16 protein-coding genes are annotated in these 18,106 nt (G+C 39.6%); 2 read left to right on the plus strand and 14 right to left on the minus strand.

Features of this window, described 5'->3' with window-relative positions:
* Positions 1 to 100: 100 nt before the first annotated feature.
* The 7 genes from V5N63_RS08050 to V5N63_RS08080 form a co-directional block, all read right to left on the minus strand.
* Positions 101 to 2,572, minus strand: a complete 2,472-nt coding sequence (locus tag V5N63_RS08050; RefSeq protein WP_332033532.1) for a TonB-dependent receptor — start codon at positions 2,570 to 2,572, stop codon at positions 101 to 103.
* 233 nt (positions 2,573 to 2,805) lie between these two features.
* Positions 2,806 to 3,666: a carboxylating nicotinate-nucleotide diphosphorylase gene (nadC, locus tag V5N63_RS08055; protein WP_332033533.1), complete on the minus strand. Its 861-nt coding sequence runs from the start codon at positions 3,664 to 3,666 to the stop codon at positions 2,806 to 2,808.
* Positions 3,667 to 3,704: 38 nt separating this feature from the next.
* Positions 3,705 to 5,279 (minus strand): L-aspartate oxidase, encoded by a 1,575-nt coding sequence (nadB, locus tag V5N63_RS08060; RefSeq protein ID WP_332033534.1) that lies wholly within the window; start codon positions 5,277 to 5,279, stop codon positions 3,705 to 3,707.
* Positions 5,280 to 5,285: 6 nt separating this feature from the next.
* Positions 5,286 to 5,909, minus strand: coding sequence for an NAD(P)H-dependent oxidoreductase (locus V5N63_RS08065; protein WP_332033535.1), 624 nt, complete (start codon positions 5,907 to 5,909; stop codon positions 5,286 to 5,288).
* A gap of 76 nt (positions 5,910 to 5,985) precedes the next feature.
* Entirely contained in the window at positions 5,986 to 6,462 is a 477-nt protein-coding gene (gene rnhA, locus V5N63_RS08070; protein WP_332033545.1) for a ribonuclease HI, read from the minus strand.
* A gap of 8 nt (positions 6,463 to 6,470) precedes the next feature.
* Positions 6,471 to 8,060 (minus strand): replicative DNA helicase, encoded by a 1,590-nt coding sequence (dnaB, locus tag V5N63_RS08075; protein ID WP_332033536.1) that lies wholly within the window; start codon positions 8,058 to 8,060, stop codon positions 6,471 to 6,473.
* A 137-nt stretch (positions 8,061 to 8,197) separates the two neighbouring features.
* On the minus strand, positions 8,198 to 9,436 hold the full coding sequence (locus tag V5N63_RS08080; protein ID WP_332029218.1) for an MFS transporter: 1,239 nt from the start codon (positions 9,434 to 9,436) through the stop codon (positions 8,198 to 8,200).
* Positions 9,437 to 9,520: 84 nt separating this feature from the next.
* On the opposite strand from V5N63_RS08080, the gene V5N63_RS08085 reads away from it, so the two are divergent.
* Positions 9,521 to 9,859 (plus strand): DMT family transporter, encoded by a 339-nt coding sequence (locus V5N63_RS08085; RefSeq protein WP_332018476.1) that lies wholly within the window; start codon positions 9,521 to 9,523, stop codon positions 9,857 to 9,859.
* A gap of 99 nt (positions 9,860 to 9,958) precedes the next feature.
* On the opposite strand, the gene V5N63_RS08090 is transcribed toward V5N63_RS08085, so the two are convergent.
* The 7 genes from V5N63_RS08090 to V5N63_RS08120 all read right to left on the minus strand — a co-directional run bounded on the left by V5N63_RS08090 (position 9,959) and on the right by V5N63_RS08120 (position 15,100).
* Entirely contained in the window at positions 9,959 to 10,915 is a 957-nt protein-coding gene (locus V5N63_RS08090) for a T9SS type A sorting domain-containing protein (protein ID WP_332033537.1), read from the minus strand.
* 212 nt (positions 10,916 to 11,127) lie between these two features.
* Positions 11,128 to 12,627: a GH3 auxin-responsive promoter family protein gene (locus V5N63_RS08095; protein ID WP_332033538.1), complete on the minus strand. Its 1,500-nt coding sequence runs from the start codon at positions 12,625 to 12,627 to the stop codon at positions 11,128 to 11,130.
* A 19-nt stretch (positions 12,628 to 12,646) separates the two neighbouring features.
* A complete protein-coding gene (locus V5N63_RS08100) occupies positions 12,647 to 13,234 on the minus strand; it encodes an outer membrane beta-barrel protein (protein ID WP_332033539.1) in 588 nt (195 codons plus the stop codon).
* Positions 13,231 to 13,602 (minus strand): hypothetical protein, encoded by a 372-nt coding sequence (locus V5N63_RS08105; RefSeq protein ID WP_332033540.1) that lies wholly within the window; start codon positions 13,600 to 13,602, stop codon positions 13,231 to 13,233. Before V5N63_RS08105 ends, V5N63_RS08100 begins: the two co-directional genes overlap by 4 nt.
* A 17-nt stretch (positions 13,603 to 13,619) precedes the next feature.
* Positions 13,620 to 14,222 (minus strand): hypothetical protein, encoded by a 603-nt coding sequence (locus V5N63_RS08110; protein ID WP_332033541.1) that lies wholly within the window; start codon positions 14,220 to 14,222, stop codon positions 13,620 to 13,622.
* Positions 14,219 to 14,596: a hypothetical protein gene (locus tag V5N63_RS08115; RefSeq protein ID WP_332033542.1), complete on the minus strand. Its 378-nt coding sequence runs from the start codon at positions 14,594 to 14,596 to the stop codon at positions 14,219 to 14,221. Before V5N63_RS08115 ends, V5N63_RS08110 begins: the two co-directional genes overlap by 4 nt.
* Before the next feature lie 75 nt (positions 14,597 to 14,671).
* Complete coding sequence (locus V5N63_RS08120) at positions 14,672 to 15,100, minus strand: hypothetical protein (RefSeq protein ID WP_332033543.1); 429 nt, start codon at positions 15,098 to 15,100, stop codon at positions 14,672 to 14,674.
* Positions 15,101 to 15,372: 272 nt separating this feature from the next.
* Here V5N63_RS08120 and V5N63_RS08125 point away from each other — a divergent pair.
* Positions 15,373 to 18,106: transcription-repair coupling factor (locus tag V5N63_RS08125; protein WP_332033544.1), on the plus strand; the 2,734-nt coding region annotated here is incomplete at its 3' end.

Raw genomic sequence — 18,106 nt, forward strand, 5'->3', positions numbered from 1 at the left:
ATGATGTTGAAATCCATAAATATTTTTTTATAAGTTAACTGCAAATATAAAAAAATCCCGACGAATAGCCGGGATTTGAAATATTATAAGATTTAATTTCTTAGAAAGTATAACTAACAGACGCATTCCAAGTTCTTCCGAAACCGAAATAAACTTCGTTATTTTTGTTAACACCATTCCAGTTATTAGCACTATTAGCATCTGCTGCAATGTTGGTTCTCGATTCAGCGATGTAAGTTTTATCTAATAAGTTGTTTACATTCACTCTTAATTTAAGAGATTTTTTCCACATAAAACTTGTTCCAAGATCAAATAGACCATAATCAGGTAATTTAATAGCTTGTGCGCCGTCGTTTGTAGTCCTGTTTTGTGGTTCAAAAGCAGAATACAAGTTACTTGCATGTCTGTATTGAGCATCAAAATTAAACCAGTCGGTAACTTTGAAGTCTGCTCCTAATGCTGCAGTAAATTGTGCTGCATCACCTACTTTCACACCATCAAGATATAGGGTTTGAGTACCTACAACTGCATTAGTATTATCGTCAATAAATGTTGCTGTAGGGTTTCCTTTGTAGAACCAGTCTCCGATGGAAAGCATACCGTTAACAGTAACAAATTGTGCTGGTTTTACATTGAAATCCAATTCGATTCCTCTGTGAACTTCTTCAATTCCAAGCATATTCGCAACGTAGTTTACGTTGTTTACTCTTGAAGTAACTCTTCTGTAGATATCATCCCAAGAAGTTGAATAAAGGTTTAAGTTAGCATTGAAAATTGCTGATCTGAAACCGTAACCTACTTCGTATGAAGTAATTTTCTCATTAGTTAAACCAGGGTTTACATCATTTCTGTTGTTTAAGAAAACAGCTCCGAAGAAAGGTTGTCTTTCATAGTATCCAGCGTTTACAAATACGTTATGGTTTTCGTTAATATTGTAGTTTGCACCACCTTTAACGTTGAATCCAACTAAATCAACTTTTTCGCTTTCCTGCTCAGCTGGAGTAAACAACATATAGTCGATTCTCTGGAAGCCTTGGTTGGAAACTGATCCTTGAACAAATGCTGATAATGCATCGTTGGTATATTCTACCTGCCCGAAACCACCGATCCAGTTTACAATTCCATCGTTGCTGTAAGCCATTTGATCTTTAATATCGTTGGTTTTACCTCCGAAAGGATTCCAGCTTGCAGATGCATCGAATGTATTGGTAATGCGATTTGGTTTATTGTTGACGTTAGAATTATCTGTATAACCTCTATTCCCTAGTAAATCGCTTACGATTCTGTAGTGCATACCATCGTATCTTCGAGCATCAACACCAACAGTAGCATTAATATTTTCGCTGAATTTATGATTTAAGCTAGAGATAATACCATACCAGTTGTGAGAATTGATTGAAGCTCTTCTGATAAGTCCATTTCTTCTATTACCATCTGCTTCGAATGGATTAGCATCAACTGCACCAAAGTCAGCAACAGCGCCTCCTTGGTTCCATTTTACGATGTCATCAAAACGTATTAATCCGTCTGCGGTTCTAGGAAGTGCGGTGTAAGATTTGTTGTCAATACCTCCAGCATCACCAGTACCACCACCTCTACCAAATGAAGCGTAAACAACTGAGTTTAATTTAGTAGCGTCATTAATATTCCAATCCCAGTTCAAAGACATTACTGGTTTATGGTAATAATTTCTTGTCATAGAATATTCTTCACCATTTAAATATCCCCAGTTTTGGTTATATCTTCTGTTTGGTTCGTCTTCAGTACCACCATATTTAATATGATCGGAGATTTTAGATTGAAAAGATCTTTGGTTGTGCCATTGTGGTGCACCAGTAATGGTAAATTGTAAATCATGTTTAGCATTAGGATTGAAACCTAAAGCGAAATAGTAATTATACCCTTCGAATTCAGTTCCGTCAGCATACATTGATCCTGCAGTTCTACTCATTAAGAAAGATGAAGACCATCCTTTGTCTGATTTCCCTGTGTTGTAAGAAAATAAAGCCTTGTGATAGCCATCGTTTCCTACACCAACAGTTACGTTTCCTTGTCTTTTCTTGTCTGCAGCTCTTGTCAAAACGTTAATTGTTCCACCAACAGATGCAATTGCTAATTTTGAAGATCCAAGACCTCTTTGTACTTGCATTGCAGAAGTTACATCAGAAAGACCAGCCCAGTTAGACCAATAAACAGCTCCGTTTTCCATATCGTTAACAGGAACCCCATTGATCATTACCGCAGTGTTTCTCTGATCAAAACCTCGTACGTTAATTCTGGAATCACCAAAACCACCACCGCCTTTAGTAGCATATACAGAAGGTGTAGCGTTAAGAATTTCAGGGAATTCTTGGTTTCCTAGTCTTTCAACAATTTGAGCTTCTTTGATTGTAGAAACAGCAACCGGAGTTTTTCTGTCCTTTGCGATGTCTGCAACACCCGTTAAAACAACCTGCTCAATGTCTTTTTCTCTGCTCACAGTGTCTTTCGCAGATTGTGCATAATAAACACTTGCTGTAGATAGTGTAAGTACTACCGTAAGCATCGATTTTTTCAAAGGTTTGAAATTCATTTTTTTGATTATAGATTAGATTATAAATTTTCTTTGATGGCGCAAAAATATGACAAATAAATTTAACATTGATTAACAAATTGTTAAATTTTGACATTGCGTTTTGTAATCACGTAAATTATTACTATACAATAGGTTGTTATCGTTATTTTGCTTTAATCAAAAATTTATGAACAATAAATCTTTTAATAAAAAATGATAAAAATTACAAATTATGCAGAAAATAATATCGCTTATTTCACTGCTTTTAGGCTTAAATCCATGTTTTCTGCCGAATGCGTAAGTGCGCCTGCAGAAATAAAATCTACCCCAGTCGCCGCAACTTCTTTCAACATCTCGCGGGTGATTCCGCCCGACGCTTCAGTTTCGCATTTTCCGTTAATGAGTTTTACTGCTTTCTTCATGTCATCAACTCCCATATTGTCGAGCATAATACGGTCAACACCGGATTTTAGAGCTTCCTCAACTTCCTGTAAGTTTCTGGTTTCAACTTCGATCTTAAGCTTCTTTTTGTTGGCTTTTAGATAGTCTTTTGCCATTTTTACGGCATTGGTAATACTTCCGTTATAGTCGATGTGGTTGTCTTTAAGCATAATCATGTCGTAAAGCCCATATCGATGGTTGGTTCCGCCACCAATTGCAACTGCCCATTTTTCGCAAATACGGAAATTGGGAGTAGTTTTACGTGTGTCTAAGAGTTTGGTTTTAGTCCCTAGTAATCTCGAATCCCAGTCGTGGGTAAGAGTAGCAATTCCGCTCATGCGTTGCATACAGTTTAAAACTAATCTTTCCGTTGAAAGAATTGAGCGTGCACTTCCGGTTACGTAAAATGCGATGTCGCCGGCTTTTGCAGATGCACCATCCTTTATCATTACTTCAACTTTCAGGTTTTTGTCGAACTGTTTGAAGATAATTTCCGCCAATTCCACACCTGCCAGAATACAGTCTTCTTTTACCAAAAGTTTTGCTTTCTGTTCAAGATTTTCGGGAATTGTAGAGAGGGTAGAGTGGTCGCCATCGTGAATGTCTTCTTCGAGAGCTGATTTTATGAATTGTTTTAAGGCTTTATCGGTTACGTATGCAGGTCTTTTCATATTTTATTTTTTGAGGCTTTTGCCAGATTTTTACCAGTTTATACCAGGTCTTTATTATAAAATGCACCTTTGTTCTCTTTCATGGCAAGCGAATGTTTGATGATGAGGTAAGAGATATTCACCAGATTTCTTAGTTCCGAAAGCTGGGGCGACATGATTGAATAATTATAAAGTTCCGTAACGGCTTCATAGATTTCGCGCTGTTTTTTGCGGGCAAGTTCAAGACGTTCGTTGCTGCGTACGATACTTACAAGATCGCTCATCATTTCTTGAAGCTGGCGACGGAGATAAGAAACCAGCACCATTTCGTCCATCATCTTCATTCCTTCTTCATTCCACTCGGGTACAGCTTTTAAATCATCAAAATTAAATTCATTAATCCTCAGTAATTCTACAGTTTTTAATGCGGCATTATGACCGAAAACCACGCCTTCGAGTAATGAGTTGGATGCGAGTCTGTTGGCGCCATGAAGGCCGGAATTGGTGCATTCGCCCACAGCAAATAAATTATTGATTGAACTTTGACCGTCCATATCGATGTCGATTCCACCCATCAGATAATGGCAGGCCGGGACGACGGGAATGAGTTGTTTAAACGGATCAATCCCTTCTTGAATGCACTTCTGATAGATATTCGGAAAATGTTCTCTGAATTTTTGCTGATCCATTTCGCGGCAGTCTAACCCTACATAATCGTCGCCCGAAATTTTTAACTCATTATCAATCGCTCTGGCGACAATGTCGCGGGAGGCCAGTTCTTCGCGTTCATCATATTTCTGCATGAATTTTTCGCCATCTTTGGTTCTGAGTTTTGCGCCGTCACCACGTACAGCCTCAGAAATCAGAAAAAGCATTCCGTCTCTTTTTGAATATAATGCGGTAGGATGAAACTGGTAATACTGCATATTCGAAACCCTGCCACGCGCCCTGTGAACAAACGCAATTCCGTCGCCTGTTGCGATTACAGGATTTGTAGTGTTTTTGTAAACATGTCCGGCGCCGCCTGTCGCAACAAGTGTAATTTTGGCGGTAATTTTCTTGATTTTTTTATTCTTTTCATCCAGAATATAGGCACCATAGCAGGAAATATCGTCGGTATTAAGTTCTTTTCCGGGGACATGATGCTGAGTGATTAAATCTACCACATAATGATGTGCCAGCATTTCGATGTTTTTCGACCGCTTTACTGTTTCCAGCAAGGCGCGCTCGATTTCTGCACCGGTTATATCTTTGTGATGAACGATGCGGTTTTCGGTATGACCGCCTTCACGGCCCAGTTTGAAATCGCCATCTTTTTCCATATCGAAACGCGTTCCCCAATCCACCAGCTCCTGAAATCTCGCCGGTCCTTCTTTGATGACCATTTCTACCACATCCTGTTTATTTTCGCCGTCGCCGGCACGCATGGTATCGTCAATATGTTTCTGGAAATTATCGTTATCGAAATCGGTGACAACAGCTAATCCGCCCTGCGCATATTTGGTATTGCTTTCGTCTTCATCGGCTTTGGTGACGATGGTGATTTTGGCTTCGGGCATTTTTTCTGAAACTTTTATCGCGTAAGAAAGCCCCGAAATACCGGAACCAATGACGAGTACATCTGCTTTAATCATAGGTTTTTAAATAAATTTAAATAATTTTTCGTCGGGTTTGCGGACTTTTTTCAACCGCTGAAAATCATCGTCTTCTGACCGGTAACCCAGAGCCAACGTTACTGCCACACTTTCTTTTTCGGTATCCAGACCCAGGATTTCTTCAATTAAATCTTTTTTGAAACCTTCCATCGGACAAGAATCAACTTCTTCCATCGCTGCGGCAAAAATTAAACTTCCCAATACAATATACGACTGTTTATCGGCCCAGGCCTGTACATCCACATTACTTTCAGTATAGCTTTCAATATTTCTGCGGAATGGGCTGAGGTTTTCAACCGGGATTTCACGTACCTCAGAAATATGTCGGAAATATCCGTCAATATAACTTCTGTCTACTGTTTTTTTAGAAACGATTACGATTAATTTTGAACAGGAAGAAATCTGGGATGCATTGTGAAATGCGCGAAAGAGTTTTTCAAGCATTTCTTTACTTTCTACTACAAGAATTTTGTAAGGCTGCAGGCCCAGTGAACTTGATGAAAGTTTGCCTGCCTGCAGAATATTCTGAAGAATCTGTGATGAAACCTCTTTCGAAGGATCGAACTTTTTTACTGAATATCTTTTTTGAAGTGCCTCTAAGTAATCCATTAAACAAAGATAGGAAAAGTAGGAAAACGGAAGCGTAACTTGTTGGAAAGTTAATCCGCGCGAGCGGAATTCAAATTTAAAAAAGTCCGCCGTTCTGTTGGCTCTCAAAATAGGTATCAGTTTCGAGCTGGTCCGATTGAGCGGCTTTCACGGCGAGTTTGTCGCAGATTTCGTTTTCGGGATGTCCGGCGTGGCCTTTTATCCAGTGAAAAGTGATTTTATGCGCTTTGAGTAGCGGCACAATGCGTTTCCAAAGATCGGGATTTTTTACATTTTTAAAACCTTTTTTAATCCATCCAAAAATCCATTTCTGGTTAATGGCATCAGCCACATATTTGCTGTCGGTATAGATATGAATGTCGTTTTCTGTGGATTTAAGTTTCTCCAAAGCGACAATTACGGCAAGCAGTTCCATTCGGTTATTTGTCGTGAGGCGGAAGCCTTTTGAAAATCGCTTTTCGTAGTTTTTTTCCGGAACTTTCATTACGATACCGTAGCCGCCTTTCCCCGGATTGCCGCTGCAGGCACCGTCTGTAAAAATTTCGATTCTCAGGCTCATATTTAAAAATCGAAATCGTCATCATCATCCAAATCATTCATAGAAGAACCTGAAAGATTTTGGTTATTTGGTAAGTCGAACGCTGCGCCTGGATCGATGGTCGCTTTTATTTTTTCAAAACCGGTAGGTTCATCCTGCTGCCCGAAATTTGAAGGCTGATAACCGTATCCGCTTCCGAAGAGGTCGAGGTCGGCGAATTTTGCGATATTTTTGTAAAAAGACATTCTTACATCCGCAGTTGCACCGTTACGGTGTTTTGCGATGATGAGTTCTGCCTGGTTTTCTGTGGAAGATTCGCCTCCGTCTTCATCGTTATCCCACGTGGTGATTTTATAATATTCCGGGCGGAAGATGAAGGAAACAATATCCGCATCCTGCTCAATCGCTCCGGATTCCCGAAGGTCAGAAAGCATCGGTCTCTTTCCGGGACGGGTTTCCACACTTCTGGAGAGCTGCGAAAGTGCGATTACAGGAACGTTCAGTTCTTTTGCGATGGCTTTTAAGGATCTTGAAATGGTTGCAATTTCCTGCTCACGGTTTCCAGCGCCGCCTTTGCCTGAATTTGCAGTCATCAGCTGAAGATAATCGACCATGATGATTTTCACTCCGTGCTGCATTACGAGTCGCCTGCATTTTGCCCGGAAATCGAACACTGAAAGTGACGGTGTTTCGTCGATATATAAAGGTGCATTTTCGAGTTCTGATACGTTGGAGAACAGCCTTTGCCATTCTTCATCGCTCATCTGTCCTTTTCTTAATTTTTCTGATGAAATTCCGGTTTCTGAGGCAATCATCCTGGTAATTAACTGTACCGATGCCATCTCCAGAGAGAACAGCGCCATAGGAATTTTCTGCCCTACTGCGATGTTTCTTGCCATGGAAAGCAGGAATGCAGTTTTACCCATCGCCGGACGTGCTGCAATGATAATTAAGTCTGAATTCTGCCAACCTCCGGTTTCTTTGTCGATATCTCTGAAACCCGATGGAATTCCCGAGATTCCTTCTTTGTCTTTCAGCGCTTTAATGGTGTCAATGGCCTGTTTTACCAAAGTATTTGCAGTGTCGAAACCTTTTTTAATGGTTCCGTTGGTGATTTCGAAGAAAGACTGTTCTGCTTTATCGAGCAGTTCGAAAACATCGGTTGATTCTTTGTATGAACTGTCGATTACGTTGGCGGAAACATTAATCAGACTTCTTAAGATAAATTTCTCGAGAATTACACGAACGTGATATTCGATATGCGCGCTGGATGAAACGCCCATCGTTAAATCGATAATATAATGGTCGCCACCGGCAAAACCCAGTTTTTCGGTTTTTTTGAGTTCCTGAATTACAGTCATCAAATCCACCGGATGGTTTCCTTCAAACAGTTTGAGGATTGCGCGGAAGATTTCCTGATGCCTTGGATCGTAAAAAACTTCCGGAGTGAGCAAATCAATGGAATAATCAAGGCCTTTCTTGTCGATAAGAAAAGTTCCGATAACAAGTCTTTCAAATTCTACTGCATTGGGCGGCATTTTGCCGTCGGAAATTGATAGTTCTTTTGCAAAATTACCGTGGATGAGTGACGATAATGTATCCTTCTGTGTCATGGGACAAAGATAGAATTTTAATTATTTCGGAAGCCGGATTGTGTAGAAGAAATGGTAAAAATTCACAAACCACGCGCTCATCAACTTTAGCAGGAGTTTTCGGTGGTGTGGATAAATTTGGATAACTTTTTTAAGGTTTAATAATTCATTTTGCGGAGTTTAGGAACGGTGGCGCCTACAAGTAAAGCGATCAGTAAAGTCATACTTCCGCCGAAAACCACCGAACGTACAACGCCTAAAAGTTTTGCTGCAAGACCGCTTTCAAACTGTCCCATTTCGTTGCTCGACATGATGAAAATAGAATTTACACTTAAAACCCTCCCGCGTAAATGATCGGGAGTTTTCAGCTGTACAATGGTTCCGCGGATGACAACCGAAATCCCGTCTAACATCCCGCTGCAGACCAACAGGAAGAAAGAAAGCCAGTAAAGTTTTGAGAGGCCAAAACCAATAATACACAGACCAAATCCTGCCACAGCGACCAGTAGAATTTTTCCCTGATTTCTCTTTAGCGGCACAAAGGCGAGAAACGCAATAATGCACATGGCCCCGATATCGGAAGCGGCATTTAACAAACCGAAACCTTCAGAACCAACTTTAAGGATATCGGTCGCAAAAACAGGAATCATTGCGACTGCGCCGCCAAAAAGCACAGCAAACATGTCAAGACAAAGTGCGCCCAGAATTTCTTTAGTTTTATAAATGTAGGCGATTCCTTCGCGCATGCTCTGTACGACGCCAATTTCTCTTGCGGTATTTTCAGAAGGATGTTTTTTCAGCATCCAAAAGAACATCGATGAGAAAATCATCAAGCCTAAAACCACCAAAATCGTCCCCGAAATATCAATCCAGTGGATAAGAAATCCGCCTATTGCGTGACCTGCAACCGATGCGGTGAGAAATGTGCCCTGGTTAATGGTAATGGCATTTGGCAAGGTTTCTTTTGAAACAATTTTCGGGATCATAGAAGGAATAATCGGCCCCAAAAATGCGCGGCAAAATCCTGTGAAAAAAATCACCATGTAAATAAAATACGAGATTTCTTTGTTGCTGAAATGCAGGAGCTGATTTCCAAAAAATGCCGGAATAATCAACAGACTTATCAGGATTACATAAACGTAATTGCAGATGAGAAGGAGTTTTTTCTTTTCGGAATTATCGATGACATGTCCAGCGTAAAGTGCGGTAGAAACTGCCGGGATCACTTCCGAAAGACCAATTAACCCGATAGCAAAAGGATCTTTGGTCAACTGATAAATCCACCAACCCATCAAAGTGGCTAACATTCTGAAAGACAGAACAAGAAAAAAACGGCCGGTCATTAAATTCCGGAATTCGGGAATTTGTAAAGTCTTAATGGGAGTGAGTGAAATCATGGTGCAAAAGTAATTTTTGATAACGAATTCTTTATGATACGTATGATTTTTTTCGATAAAAAATTAAAAATTTATCTTTGGCGCATGAACTGGATTATACTCATTATCGGCGGACTGTTTGAAACCGGATTTGCCTTATGTCTTGGGAAAGCCCAGGAAACTACAGGAAAAGAAAGTTATTTTTGGTGGGCCGGGTTTATTGTTTCGCTTTTTATCAGCATGTTTTTGCTTTATAAAGCCATTTCATTTGGAGCGAACCCAATTCCGGTGGGAACAGCTTATGCCGTCTGGACAGGGATTGGTGCGGTGGGCGCGGTTTTTATGGGGATTTTTATTTTTAATGAACCTGTAAACTTCTGGCGCATGTTTTTTGTGTTCACTTTAATTGCGTCTGTGGTAGGGCTGAAGGTAGTGAGTAACTAATTAATCAAGCGGTTTATTAAAAATTATTTTATAAAAATATCTGAAATCTCAAAAAAAAATCCGGACACAATGCCCGGATTAACTTTTTGCCTAAGTTTTTTATTTTTTAATGAATTTGGTGCTTAATGTTTTTCCGTTTGTCGTGGTTACATTTACAATATAAATTCCCTTTGAAAGATTTGCAATATTCATTTTATCATTGCTGCCCTTTAAAACAATTCTTCCATCCGCAGAATAGATTACTGCTGATTTTAGTTTTTCCTTTTTGGTGAAAATATAAAGTTCATCGGCTGCCTGGGTAACTATAATATCTCTAACAGTGCTGTAAGATTCGGTAGTTCCTAGATTGTTGTCGCCTTCTATAGAGAACGCTAATCCGTTAAATAAGGCATCAGAGGTAAGCGCACTGATGTTTGTCCAGTTTGTAGCTCCTGCTCCAAATGCGTTTGCCGGATCCACAAGTTTCGCAAATTCAGAATTAACTGCCCCTACCGACCAGTTCCATCTTTGGGAACTTATATAATCGGTAAGATTAAGTTTCGGTGCAAAAGCTACCCAATATTTGGTGTTGGCAGTGAGTTGAAGGGCAGAACCTAACGCTTCCACAACATCAATGTTATAAGCAAAGTAACCGGTTGCCGGTGTTGTTATGGTAAATGCGGTAGAAGCTTCAGTAAGATCAATTTTTGCGATATAAGGATTTGCATCTCCAGGAATACCGGCGGGTTTCCCTGCGTTGTCGGCATAAATGTACATTAAAAGTCCCCGGTTAAGGGTGGTAACCGTACCTGCATTTTGAAAACCAAGGAAAGAAAATGTCTTTACACCAGCATCACCGCTTAATATGAAATCGTCTGCAGCCATAACAAAGTTGCCATTTGATAAAACATCGGAAACAATACCGCTTCCTCCTGTAGCAACCTGTTCGTATAAAACCGAAACTGGTTTTTTTACATTTTGTAAAATATTTTGACTGGATGAAACAGCCGTAAGGCTTTGGGCGTTAGATAGTGAAAGGGACAAAAATGTTGCAGCTGCCAAGTAAAGTTTTTTCATTTTATAATTTTATAATTGAGTCGGTGAATATATAAAAAATTATGTTAAATCAGAAGGCTTTTTTATCTCGTTTTAGCATGTTGCTGTAAGACAGAACATTGCTTTTTATCTACGCAAACAGATGAATGTTAAAGCACAGGATTAATAGCTAATCACGGTCTGGTTTGCGGTTAAATGTAAAGGCTAAAATGGTAATGAATTTTAACAGAAAATTAAATCCTGAATTTACTTAAGAAATCCCCAATTTTCCGGTCGTTTGCGAGCCTCGGGATCTTATTTTGGCCACCAAGTTTTCCTTCGGATTTTGCGTAATCCTGAAATGCATTTCTTTTTAATTTGCTGATAATTAATGGTTTCAGAATGTTTCCTGAGATTAAATCGTCGTAATAAGTGTTGCGCTTGCGCATCTCATCATCAAGGTTTTTTCGGAAATCTTCTATATTTTCAGGTTCTTTTTCAAACTCAATAAACCATTCGTGATAAGGCAGGCCTTCTGTAGGATTTACCTGTGGTGCAAGATGAAATTCGGTGATTTGTGCCGCAAATTTCTCCACCGTAGCCTTCATCGCTTCCTCCACTTCAAAAGCGATAACATGTTCACCAAATGCTGAGGTGAAATGTTTGGTTCTTCCAGAAACTACGATTCTGTAAGGGTTTTTAGAAATAAAACGAACGACGTCGCCAATGGAATACGCCCAAAGCCCCGAATTCGTTGTTAAAATTAAAGCGTAATCTTTATGAAGTTCAACGTCCTTTAAAGTAAGCCTTTTTGCGTCCGGTTTCCCGTATGCTTCCAGCGGAACAAATTCATAAAAAATGCCGTGATTGGTAAGAAGCAGCAATCCTTCGTGCTGATAATCATCCTGGAAAGCAAAAAATCCTTCGCTCGCCGGAAAAGTCTGTATGGTATCAACTTCTTTGCCCAGAAGCTCCTTCATTTTTTCGCGGTATGGTTCGTAATTTACTCCTCCGGTGATAATGAGCTGTAGATTTGGGAAAAGTTCAGTGATTTTTTTGCCGTTGCGCTCGATCAGTTTTTCAAAATACATAATCAGCCATGGCGGGATGCCCGAAATTAAGGTCATGTTTTCTTTTTCGGTTTCCTTCACAATTTCATCCACTTTGGTTTCCCAGTCTTCGATAAGGTTGGTTTTAAGGCTTGGCAAACGGTTTTTCTGAAGGTAATTCGGGATGTGATGGGCCACAATTCCGGAGAGGCGGCCGGTCTGGATTCCGTTGATTTCTTCTAATTCCGGACTTCCCTGAAGGAAAATCATTTTTCCGGAAACGAAATCCGAATTATTTTTTTGATTGATATAATGAAAAATCGCGCTTTGCGCTGCCGCAATTTGGTAAGGCATTCCTTCTTTTGAAATTGGGATGTATTTTGAGCCGGAAGTTGTTCCTGAAGTTTTCGCAAAATATAGGGGAGTTTCGGTCCAGAGAATATTTCGCTGGCCTTTTTTTACTTTTTCGATATAAGGTTTCAAATCCTCATAGTCTGCAATCCCCACATTTTTCCGGAAATCGGCAACGGTTTTTATGTTTTCAAACTGATGTTCCCTGCCAAACAAAGTTTTTTCGGCAGTTTTTACCAGAGAAATCAGGAGTTTTTCCTGATCTTCAACAGCGTTCTGCTTAAAGGTTTCGGTTTGTTTAACGTGTTTTTTTGCCCAGATTAAAGCAATTTTTTTCTTAATGAAATTCAGCATACCGCAAATTTAGATGTTTTTAGAAACAAATTCTTAAACCTAAAGATAAATTTAGCAATGTGGATTTGGAGTAGTATTTTTCAATTTTGGGATCATTCATTTCGGTAAAAGTGCTTAGGAAATAGAATCTTGGCCCCGCAACAAGCTGAAGGTTGTTGTTTTTCGTGAGGCCGTACATTGCTTTCGCGCCCACCAAAAAAGCGTTCCCACTTTCTGAAAAATTTTTTGTTCTGTAATTTGAATAACTTTTCAGCTTTGCGTAGCCGCCGCCGATGTTTCCTTCAAAACTTAATCTGTTATTGGCTTGGTATCGGTAAAGCGCGTAATAATCGAAAGTGGTAAACTGCGGACTGTGCAGATCGCCGAAAACGGAAACATCAGATACTTCGGAATAACTTTTATTGAATTCGATTCCCAAACCGATATTTTTTAAAAAAGTTCCTGTAAATCCCACACCGAATCCGGTAAAAGTGTTGGTGCCCTCTGCAATAAAATTACTGCCCATTCCGGTTAATGTATTTCCTTTGAGTTCGAACGCAAATTTGTCGGTTTCCTGAGACAAACATATTCCGGAAAACAGGATGAAAATAAATAAAAACCTCTTCATGGTTCGAGCATTATTTGTTGAAATTTAAAAGCAATGTTTTTTGCCGGAAGAATGATGGATAAAGAATCGTAATCAAGTCTGCATTCCGGATCACTGGGACTGAATGAAATAATTTTCCGATTTAGAAACAAGGTCTTTTCTTTCGTAGTTCCAGGGCCGCCAAGCTTGAAGTTCCCCGAAGCATCGGTGTGGGTTTCGGAGATCAAAATATCCTCCGCATATAGTTTTACGGGAATGTTTGCCATGTTTGGTGAGATCTTTCCTTCAGCGTAAATTCTGGAATTACTCACATATTCGGGTTGGCAGCCATTCGGTGACATCAGAAATGTGATGGGCAAAACAGCAGAAAAAATAAATCGTTGTATCATATCGTGGTTTTTTGAAGCTAGAAATTATAGCGGTAACCTATGCTCAGGCTCAGAAATGTGGAACGGCTGTAGTATTTCTGAATCTGCGGATTTTCATTGTAAACATTTCCATAATAGAAATTTGCCTTTAAGGCCGCAAAAACCTGCTGAGGTCCGTCTAAAGTATAAATCGCTTTTCCGCCCAGATTAAAACCCATTGCATGATCTTTCAGTTTTTCGCTTTTGTCCAGATAAAGGTTCGTGTAACGGTAATAACTGAAACCTGCCATTTCCTCCACCATAAAATCTTCCGAAATGTTTTCGCGGTGCGTTAGAAAGACATCAAACACCGTCATTCTGGGTGAGCCTAAATTGCCATACAGATTTTGGGAGCCATATTTCACGTTCGAAAAAAGTTCGCTGTAATCGAGGCCGACTCCAAAATTAATCGGCGTCATCAGATTTCCGCCAAATCCGAATCCATAAAATGGCTGAAGGTCTTTCGCAAGGGAATTATTTCCCAAAGGTTTCATCGCCAGAACCTTCACATCAATATTGGAAACCACATCCAGCCCTTTCCTTTTTTTCTGTGAATATGCGGTAGTTGAAACCAGTAACATTAAAACAATAAATATTCTCATTTCTCCAATACAATTTCGTTAAACTTAATGTAAGTAATTCCCGCCGGAACGCGGATTTTAAATCCGTCGGTGGAAATTTGAAGGCCGGTTTTATCAGTGCTGAAGGTTTTAATTTTTTCGGTAGAAACAATGTCGAATCCATTTTTTCCTATCGGTCCCGAAAGTTTAAAGTTTCCGTCCGATGCCAACATGGTTTCTGCAACAATGGTGCTTTCGCTGCTGATTTTAAGGAGAAATTTATTGTAATCAACAGTCGCCGAAATCACTTTTCCTTCCACATAAGCGCGTGGGTTGTCCTGCGAATCGCTTCTGCAGCTCAGCAAAAGTAAGGCGATGAAAAGTATTAGTGCGCTTGGTTTCAAATAAATTTTCATCAGTATATTTTTTGTGAAAATACAAAAACTGCCTCAATTATCTTGAGGCAGTTTCGGTTTTATATGAAGTTTAGTTTACCTTACCGCATTGGCTGTCCAGGTTTTTCCATTAGCGGTATATAAAATTTTAAGGTCTTTGTTATCGATTCTGATATAAGATGTTGCAGAAGATCCCACCATTACCAGGGTATTGTCACCGGTTTTTTCAAATTCAACACCATTAAGATCTGGAATTCCGTCAGAAAATCTGAAATTGTACTTTGTGCCACTCGCGATTTTGGTTACAAAAACACTTCCGTTGTCTTTTGAAATAGATGTGGTGCCATCGTTATATGAAATGCTTCCGTTGTAGGTTCCTGCAAAAAAATCATTGTCTGCAGGATCATCATCACGGCTGCAAGAGCTGAGTGAAATTAAAGAAAATAATAAAACAAACAGGCCTACCAACCTGAACGAATTTCTGAAACGTGAACTTTTGTTTTTGTTCTGAACTGATAATTTCATAATAATATTTTTAATGTTAATGTTTTTCAGGTTTTCAAACATTATGCCAGCGATTCATAATCGTTTTCTTTTAACTTTTATTAGCATTGTTGTGGTTAAACGCTGCAGAAATGATATTTTATGGGTTTAAAAATTAACTTTTCTATAAAAGTGTAATGGTTAGATTTTCAGAAATATACCTTAAATTTGTGTCCTCAGAACGGTTTCGGAATTTTCCCGGAATCGTTTTCGCCGTTTGTTTTTTACGAAACGGTTTAAATTTTAATTAAAGAATGCAGTTAAAAGCCATACACGAAACCTTTCTTCCCGATATGTTGCGAAACGAATTTGGGAAAGAAATTTTTAAAAATATAGAAACTCACCAACATATCTCCGTGAAAGGGTTTGCGGGTTCGTCGCCCTCAGTTTTCGCGGCGGAGCTTTTTCTTACACAGAAAAAAACGATTCTTTTTATCATTGAAGATAAAGAAGAAGCGCTGTATATAACATCGGAAATGGAAGATCTTCTGGGTAAAGAAAACGTACTTTATTTTCCCGCAACGCATCTGGAGCCTTACCAGATCGAGAAAACCCAGAACGCAAACCTGGTTTTAAGAACCGAAGTGCTCAACAAGCTGAATTCAGCGAAAAAGCCTAAAGTTATCGTCGCAGGTTTCTCGGCTTTGTCGGAAAAAGTCCTGAAAAAGGAAGATTTTAAGGCGATTTCTCATCAGATTAAAGTAGGTGAAAGTCTGGATTTTGATTTTACTGAAGAACTTTTGCAGCAGTTCAATTTTAACCTGACAGATTTCGTTTCCGAGCCAGGCGAATTCTCTGTTCGCGGCGGAATTGTAGATGTATTTTCCTATTCAAACGAAGAGCCTTACCGCATTTCTTTTTTCGGAAATGAGATTGAAAGCATCAAAACATTTAACATCGAAACGCAGCTCACCAACGGAAAAGTGAACGAATTTCAGTTGGTTTCAAACATGAATTTCGCGGTCTCCGGAACGAAAGTTTCTCTTTTTGAACTTTTGCCGAAAGACAGTTTTGTGGTTTCTAAGAATGCGTTTTTAGGTCTGAAGAAAAACCGGGATTTCTATGCCAAGGCAGAAGAAAAATTTGCAGCGCTGAACACGGAAATCAAACACAGAACGCCGGCAGAACTATTTGTGAATGATGAGGATTTGCTGAAGGATTATCAAAAATTCAGAACCGTAGATTTTACCTTGGAAAATCTAAAGATTACGGATGATTTTTCGGTTCAGCTCAACCAAACGCCGCAACCGACTTTTCATAAAAACTTTGAACTTCTTATTGAAGATTTGGTTGAAAAACGGGATTCTGATTATGATATCTGGATTTCTTTCTCCACCGAAAAGCAAAAAGAAAGGCTTGAGTCAATCTTTGAAGAACTGGGAAGTTTCAGTTCCGAACAGCAGGAAATTCCCTTTAAATCTTTCAAATCTGAACTTCATGAAGGTTTTGTAGATTTCGATCATAAAATTTCGGTCTATACGGATCACCAGATTTTTGACCGTTACCAAAGATTCAAAGCAAAAAACACGTTTGCCAAATCTGAACAGTTGACCCTGAAGGATTTAATGCAGATGAAAGTGGGCGATTACATCACGCATATCGACCATGGAATAGGGAAATTCATGGGTTTGGTGAAAGTGAACAACAACGGGAAAGTTCAGGAATGTTTCAAATTGGTTTATAAAAACGGAGATTTACTTTATGTTTCGATTCATTCCCTACATAAAATTTCAAAATATAATGGCCCTGAAGGTCGCGAAATTGTTTTAAGCAAACTGGGTTCACCTGCCTGGAAATCTTTAAAACAGAAAACAAAAGCCAAGGTAAAACAGATTGCTTTCGACCTGATAAGACTTTACGCACAACGGAAAACAGCGAAAGGTTTTGCTTTTACTCCCGATTCTTATCTCCAGAACGAGCTGGAAGCGAGTTTTATCTACGAAGATACCCCCGATCAGGAAAAGGCCACGCTGGATGTGAAAAAAGATATGGAAAACGATACGGTGATGGACCGTTTGGTTTGTGGTGATGTAGGTTTCGGGAAAACCGAAATAGCAATCAGGGCGGCTTTTAAGGCCGCAACCGATGGGAAGCAGGTCGCTGTTTTGGTCCCAACCACGATTTTGGCATTTCAGCATTACCGCAGTTTTAAAGAAAGGCTGAAGGATTTTCCGGTAAATATTTCTTACATGAACCGTTTCCGCACCGCCAAACAGAAATCTGAAACGCTGAAAGGTCTTGAAGAAGGCAAAATCGATATTGTAATAGGGACGCATCAGTTGGTGGGGAGTTCAGTAAAATTTAAAGATTTAGGACTTTTAATCATCGATGAAGAACATAAGTTTGGAGTTTCGGTAAAAGATAAACTCAAAACCCTTAAAAATAATATCGATACGCTTACTTTAACGGCCACACCAATTCCGAGGACCTTACAGTTTTCTTTGATGGCCGCGCGAGATTTATCCGTTATTAAAACCCCGCCGCCAAACCGTCAGCCAGTTGAAACGAGTATTATCGGTTTCAGCGAGGAAGTGATTCGGGATGCTGTATCTTACGAAATTCAGCGTGACGGTCAGGTGTATTTCATTAACAACAGAATCGAAAATCTTAAAGATATTGCAGGGCTTATTCAAAGGTTGGTTCCGGATGCAAAAGTAATAACCGGTCACGGACAGATGGAAGGAAAGCAGCTTGAACGCAATGTTCTGGATTTTATGGAAGGAAAATACGATGTGCTGGTTTCCACAACGATTGTAGAAAGTGGGGTGGACGTTCCGAATGCAAACACCATTTTCATTAATGATGCGCAGCGTTTCGGGATGGCAGATTTGCACCAGATGCGCGGTAGAGTTGGCCGAAGCAACAGGAAAGCTTTCTGTTATCTCATCACGCCGCCGTTCGATATGATGACTTCGGATGCAAGAAAAAGACTTGAAGCGATCGAGCAGTTTTCGGATCTTGGTAGTGGATTTCAGATTGCAATGAAAG

Source organism: Kaistella sp. (genome assembly GCF_032060305.1).
In the GTDB taxonomy this organism is placed as follows: domain Bacteria; phylum Bacteroidota; class Bacteroidia; order Flavobacteriales; family Weeksellaceae; genus Kaistella; species Kaistella yananensis.

Excerpts from the sequence above, each read along its gene's own strand:
- V5N63_RS08050 (WP_332033532.1), bottom strand. The coding sequence starts at position 2,572 with ATGAATTTCAAACCTTTGAAAAAATCGATGCTTACGGTAGTACTTACA.
- nadC (WP_332033533.1), bottom strand. The coding sequence starts at position 3,666 with ATGAAAAGACCTGCATACGTAACCGATAAAGCCTTAAAACAATTCATA.
- nadB (WP_332033534.1), bottom strand. The coding sequence starts at position 5,279 with ATGATTAAAGCAGATGTACTCGTCATTGGTTCCGGTATTTCGGGGCTT.
- V5N63_RS08065 (WP_332033535.1), bottom strand. The coding sequence starts at position 5,909 with ATGGATTACTTAGAGGCACTTCAAAAAAGATATTCAGTAAAAAAGTTC.
- dnaB (WP_332033536.1), bottom strand. The coding sequence starts at position 8,060 with ATGACACAGAAGGATACATTATCGTCACTCATCCACGGTAATTTTGCA.
- V5N63_RS08080 (WP_332029218.1), bottom strand. The coding sequence starts at position 9,436 with ATGATTTCACTCACTCCCATTAAGACTTTACAAATTCCCGAATTCCGG.
- V5N63_RS08085 (WP_332018476.1), top strand. The coding sequence starts at position 9,521 with ATGAACTGGATTATACTCATTATCGGCGGACTGTTTGAAACCGGATTT.
- V5N63_RS08090 (WP_332033537.1), bottom strand. The coding sequence starts at position 10,915 with ATGAAAAAACTTTACTTGGCAGCTGCAACATTTTTGTCCCTTTCACTA.
- V5N63_RS08095 (WP_332033538.1), bottom strand. The coding sequence starts at position 12,627 with ATGCTGAATTTCATTAAGAAAAAAATTGCTTTAATCTGGGCAAAAAAA.
- V5N63_RS08100 (WP_332033539.1), bottom strand. The coding sequence starts at position 13,234 with ATGAAGAGGTTTTTATTTATTTTCATCCTGTTTTCCGGAATATGTTTG.
- V5N63_RS08105 (WP_332033540.1), bottom strand. The coding sequence starts at position 13,602 with ATGATACAACGATTTATTTTTTCTGCTGTTTTGCCCATCACATTTCTG.
- V5N63_RS08110 (WP_332033541.1), bottom strand. The coding sequence starts at position 14,222 with ATGAGAATATTTATTGTTTTAATGTTACTGGTTTCAACTACCGCATAT.
- V5N63_RS08115 (WP_332033542.1), bottom strand. The coding sequence starts at position 14,596 with ATGAAAATTTATTTGAAACCAAGCGCACTAATACTTTTCATCGCCTTA.
- V5N63_RS08120 (WP_332033543.1), bottom strand. The coding sequence starts at position 15,100 with ATGAAATTATCAGTTCAGAACAAAAACAAAAGTTCACGTTTCAGAAAT.